The organism is Mycobacterium sp., from assembly GCF_049802695.1.
In the GTDB taxonomy this organism is placed as follows: Bacteria; Actinomycetota; Actinomycetes; order Mycobacteriales; family Mycobacteriaceae; genus Mycobacterium.
In genome coordinates this window covers 1-4,766 of the sequence record NZ_JBARMY010000517.1, presented here as the reverse complement: position 1 = coordinate 4,766, position 4,766 = coordinate 1, and the positions used below count along the sequence as shown (strand labels likewise).

4 protein-coding genes, 1 tRNA gene and 2 pseudogenes are annotated in these 4,766 nt (G+C 67.7%); 3 read left to right on the top strand and 4 right to left on the bottom strand.

The annotated features are described in order from the left end of the window. On the top strand, window positions 1–465 hold a 465-nt coding region (locus WA317_RS20465), incomplete at its 5' end, for a DNA polymerase III subunit delta' C-terminal domain-containing protein (protein ID WP_425174763.1). Window positions 466–529: 64 nt separating this feature from the next. Beyond that, window positions 530–602 (top strand) — tRNA-Thr (locus WA317_RS20460). 135 nt (window positions 603–737) lie between these two features. On the opposite strand, the gene WA317_RS20455 is transcribed toward WA317_RS20460, so the two are convergent. After that, window positions 738–2,558 (bottom strand): hypothetical protein, encoded by a 1,821-nt coding sequence (locus WA317_RS20455; RefSeq protein WP_425174762.1) that lies wholly within the window; start codon window positions 2,556–2,558, stop codon window positions 738–740. A gap of 72 nt (window positions 2,559–2,630) precedes the next feature. On the opposite strand from WA317_RS20455, the gene WA317_RS20450 reads away from it, so the two are divergent. Beyond that, a complete protein-coding gene (locus tag WA317_RS20450; protein ID WP_425174761.1) occupies window positions 2,631–3,572 on the top strand; it encodes an NAD-dependent epimerase/dehydratase family protein in 942 nt (313 codons plus the stop codon). Window positions 3,573–3,581: 9 nt separating this feature from the next. On the opposite strand, the pseudogene WA317_RS20445 reads toward WA317_RS20450, so the two are convergent. The 3 genes and pseudogenes from WA317_RS20445 to WA317_RS20435 all read right to left on the bottom strand — a co-directional run. After that, a pseudogene (locus tag WA317_RS20445) lies at window positions 3,582–3,914 on the bottom strand (DUF2304 domain-containing protein); the annotation flags it as partial. Then, window positions 3,911–4,600 (bottom strand): glycosyltransferase family 2 protein, encoded by a 690-nt coding sequence (locus tag WA317_RS20440; RefSeq protein ID WP_425174764.1) that lies wholly within the window; start codon window positions 4,598–4,600, stop codon window positions 3,911–3,913. The pseudogene WA317_RS20445 and the gene WA317_RS20440, both read right to left, overlap by 4 nt. 26 nt (window positions 4,601–4,626) lie before the next feature. Further along, window positions 4,627–4,766: pseudogene (locus WA317_RS20435) on the bottom strand (hypothetical protein); the annotation flags it as partial.

Below are 4,766 nucleotides of genomic sequence, written 5' to 3'. Positions count from 1 at the left end.
GCCGAGGAGTTGGTGGCCGCTGCCGAAGCCGAAGCCGCCCTGCTGACCGCCGAGCGCGCCGAGGCCGAGACTGAAGAATTGCGCACGGCGCTGGGGGCCGGTGGCACCGGGAAAGGTGCTGCGGGGGCACTGCGCGGCGCAGCCGGCGCGATCAAAGACCTTGAGCGACGGCAGAAGTCGCGGCAGACTCGCGCCTCCCGGGACGCCTTGGACCGCGCGCTGATCGACCTGGCCACCTACTTCCGCGACGCGTTGGTGGTGTCCGCGGGTGCCGGGCGGGTGCGCGCCAATCACCCGGACATGACCGACCGGGTGGCCGCGATGGCCGCGCACGGCAATCCGGAGCGGCTGCTGCGCTGCATTGAAGCCGTGCTGGAGTGCCGGGAAGCGCTCGCCGTCAACGTCAAACCGAAGTTCGCGGTCGACGCGATGGTCGCCACCATTGGTCAGGCACTGCGCTCGTAGCGGGCCGGGCACGCTTGGGACGATCATCGAGCCTGCCGTAGACTCGTGCCGCCCGTCAGGGCACGCCACCTTAGCTCAGTCGGCAGAGCGGCTCACTCGTAATGAGCAGGTCAGGAGTTCGATTCTCCTAGGTGGCTCTCCCCGCGCGCCATCCGCGAGGGTGCGTGTTTGTCCGCTGACACGCCGGTTCCGCCGGCATTCTGCGCACGCTCGCGGCGCTCCTGGCGCACGCTCGCGGGGTCCTGGCGACACTCACCGGCCTACTGCAGCACTCACCGGCCTGACTGCGGCACCAGGAAGCCCACCGGCCCGGCTGCGATGCACACCGCCAGCGCAGCGGTGTCGGCGCGCAGCGTGATGGCGTCGCCCGCCCCGGGAATCCGGACGTACACCCGGTTGAGGCCGGGATGCAGGACAACTTTGACCGCCGGCCCCTCGGACAACGAAAGCGTCATCGAGCCGTCACTGTTGGCCAGGTAGTTGATCTCGGCGGTCCACTCCGCGGGCAACAACGGCCCGTCCAGGGCAAGGCGTGCCGGCTGATCGGGCTGCACGAAGTATCCGCACTGCGGCAACGGCCCGGGCCTGATCGTGCGAACCCATACCACTCGGGCGTCGACCAGCCGGCCTGAGTCGTCCAGCACCCGCAAATCATCGGTGGCGTGCGAGAAATCCGGCCGGTCGCGCAGCAGTGCAAACATGTGGCTGGCCAGGTTCTCCGGCCAGGCCACCCGTTGCAGCACCAGCGGGTCGACTTCCTGATCGAGCAGCGGCGCCCGGGAAGCCGCATGCGCGGCGGCCAGCGCCCGCCGGGCGTGCTGCAGATAGGGCTGTGCGGGGTTGTCGCGCCAGGCGGCCAGAAAAGTTGCCGTCGAATACAGGCTGCTGGTGAGGAACAGCACCGCCACTACAGTGGTCGCTACGGTGCGGGCAGGGGAAGCGTCCAGCCAACGCCGCCACCCACGCTCGGCCGGCCGATTCGGCGCGCAGAAAGTGACCGCTGCCAGCAGGGCGAGCGTGACGACCAGGTCGGGGAGATAGCGCAACGTCTGCGCCAGTTCCAGCGCGGTGAACCGCGACGAGCGCATCAGATAGACCGGCACCTGGCAGGCCACCGCGTAACCGGCGGCGGTCAGCCACACCCAAGCCAGGCGTCGCTTGCGGGCCAGCGACACACCCAGGACGCCCGCCAGCACCAGCCAGCCCAACACCCGCACCACCACCGGCGGCGTGGCCCACGGCGACGCCGGCGCCCACCGGTCCCACACCCATGGTCCGCCGGCCAGCCCGGGCACGATGCCGTGCGTGATCGAACGGCGCAGCAGGTCGTTGGTCATCGCCAGGTCCGTGCTCCACCGCTGCTGATCCACCACGGCCAGGTAGACCATCACCCACGCCGCGCTCAACGCCAACGCCGCGGTCCACAACGGCAGGCCCGCGGCCCACACCGTCCGTAGCGGGTTGGCTCTGCCTTGTTCATGGCCTTGCACATGGCACAGCAACACGGCGACGGCGAACGCGATGAACGGAATCACCGCGGCCTTCTCGAAGAACAGCAACCCGCCGAAGTACACCAGCGCACCGGTCACCGCATATCGCTGACGTCCCGTGCGAACCAGCAGAATTGCGTCGGCGCAGACCCAGGCCAGCGCGGCCAGCATCGGCAGCGAATTCAGTGCGGCGGCCCACCAGGCGTAACCCGGCACCGCCAGCGGCGTGAACAGCGCGAACGTCAGCGGAATGAGCAGCATTGGCCGCCAGCCGAGAATCACGTGCAAGGCGCGCAACAGCGCCAGCGAGACCAGCAGTTGCAGCACCACCAGGCTGATGGCTGGGCCGACCCAGTTCAGCGGCGCCAGTCGGCTGATCAACCCGGCGACCAGATAGGTGCCGGGCATGACGTGCCCGTCGTGGTCGTCGAACAGGTATGACGCCGACAGCAGGCCGTGGGTTCCGGCCCGCCCGACCAAGATCAAGTCGTCCCAGTAGAAATAGCCGCCGAACGCCAGGACGGCCCGAATCACCAGCTGCAGCGCAATCAACGCCGCCGCGACCAGCGCGACCCGGGGGATACGAGTCAGCTGGCCGGGCATATGTCCGTTCTTACCGCCTCTGACCGTCACTGCGGTGCCCGGCACAGCCCGGGTCGTCGGTATGGTGGGCCGGTGCGCGCACTGGTCACCGGCGCAGCCGGATTCATCGGCTCCACGCTGGTCGACCGTCTGATGGCCGATGGCCACTTCGTCGTCGGCGTGGACAACTTCGCGTCCGGCCGCGCGACCAACCTCGAGCATCTCGCCGACCAGCCCGAATTCAACTTCGTCGAAGCAGACATCGTGACCGCCGACCTGCAGGCGATCCTCGACGAGTACCGGCCGGAGGTGGTGTTTCACCTTGCCGCCCAGATCGACGTCCGGCGCTCGGTAGCCGACCCGCAATTCGACGCCTCGGTCAATGTGATCGGCACGGTCCGGCTGGCCGATGCGGCGCGCAGCGCACGGGTGCGCAAGATCGTGCACACCTCGTCCGGTGGCTCCATCTACGGCACCCCGCCGACGTACCCCACCGGCGAGACGGTGCCGACCGATCCGGCGTCGCCCTACGCTGCGGGCAAGGTCGCCGGTGAGATCTACCTCAATACCTTCCGACACCTGTACGGCCTGGAGTGTTCGCACATCGCGCCGGCCAATGTTTACGGCCCACGCCAGGATCCGCACGGCGAGGCCGGAGTGGTGGCGATCTTCGCTCAGGCGCTGCTTTCGGGCAAGCCGACCAAGGTCTTCGGTGACGGATCCAACACCCGCGATTATGTCTACGTCGACGATGTGGTTGAAGCTTTCGTGCGCGCAGCGGGGCCGTGCGGCGGCGGTCAACGGTTCAACATCGGTACCGGGGTGGAAACGTCTGACCGGCAATTGCATTCGGCGGTCGCGGCGGCTGCCGGAGCGCCCGATGACCCGGAGTTTCATCCGCCGCGGCTGGGCGACCTGAAACGCTCGTGTTTAAATATCGATGCGGCGCAGCGGGTTTTAGACTGGCGGCCCGAAGTCAACCTGGCCGATGGCGTGCGGCGGACCGTCGAATACTTCCGCCTCGCCGCCGGCTGATGCTTCGCCGTCAGGTGCTCGAGCGCCTTCGAGGGCGATGGCGCGAGCCAGTCGGGCATAACGCAGTTCAAGGTCCTTGAAGCGCAGGTAGGCGCTCAGCGTCGTGAACACGAACGCGATGATCAACCCGTAGAGCATCAGGTCGGCGCCGCGGGCCACGCCGAGCCAGTGCGCCACCACGGTGGTGTCGTTGGGGCGCAGGATGGCATATCCGGCGGCGAACACGAACACTACATAGCCGACCTTGACCCACGCCCGGGACTGCGCTTTGGTTCGCGACCGCAGCAGGTACACCAGCAGCGCGATGACCGCGGCGATCAGCAACACCTGGATCCAGTTCATCGTCGCCTCCGTCGTCGCAGGAATCCGTCGAAGATGATGTTGACGCCATTGAGCAGCGGCTGCCCCTTGGCCTTCGAGTAGTCGGTGTAAAGCACCTCGACGGGCTCTTCGGCCACGCGCCAATGGTTCTCGTCGACCAGCGCGACGAACTCACTGGCGTGACTCATGCCGCTCATGGTGATGTCCAGCCCGTCGGCGACGGTCCTGTTGAACACCCGCAGCCCGTTGTTGGTGTCGGTCAGCCCGAGACGACGACCGCGCGGGCTGAGCCAGGCCGCGGTTTGCAGCACGATGCGCTTGAGCAGCGGCGGCTTGCTGAGTGCCGCCCGGCCGAAACGGGTTCCGATCACCACGTCGGCTTCACCCGCAGTCAACCGATCGACCATGGCGACGACGTCTTTGACGCGGTGCTGACCGTCTCCGTCGAAGGTGACGAAGACCTGGGCTCCGGGTTGCCGGCGGGCGTATTCGACGCCGGTCTGGATGGCAGCACCTTGCCCCAGATTGACCGGGTGACGCACTAGGTGCGCCCCGGCCCGCAGCGCGATTTCGCCGGTGTCGTCGCTACTGCCGTCGTCGACGCAAACGACGTGATCGAAGACCGAGCGCACGTCGGCGACGACCTCGCCGATGACGCCGGCTTCATTGAAGGCTGGAATGACGATCCACACGTCGGGATATTGCATGGCGATTCCCACAAATTACACGCTGGTCAGGTGCGCGGACGTGCCAGCGCGGCCAGATGCACAGCGATTCCTACGAGCGGGCCGCACAGCAGGCCGATCACCGTGCGGGTCTGCAGCGGCAACGGCAACAGCAGCAACGACGTCGCGGCCACCGTCGCGCTCACCC

Bases quoted from the DNA above. Each gene is read 5' to 3' on its own strand.
- WA317_RS20440 (WP_425174764.1), bottom strand. From the start codon at position 4,600: ATGCAATATCCCGACGTGTGGATCGTCATTCCAGCCTTCAATGAAGCC.
- WA317_RS20455 (WP_425174762.1), bottom strand. From the start codon at position 2,558: ATGCCCGGCCAGCTGACTCGTATCCCCCGGGTCGCGCTGGTCGCGGCG.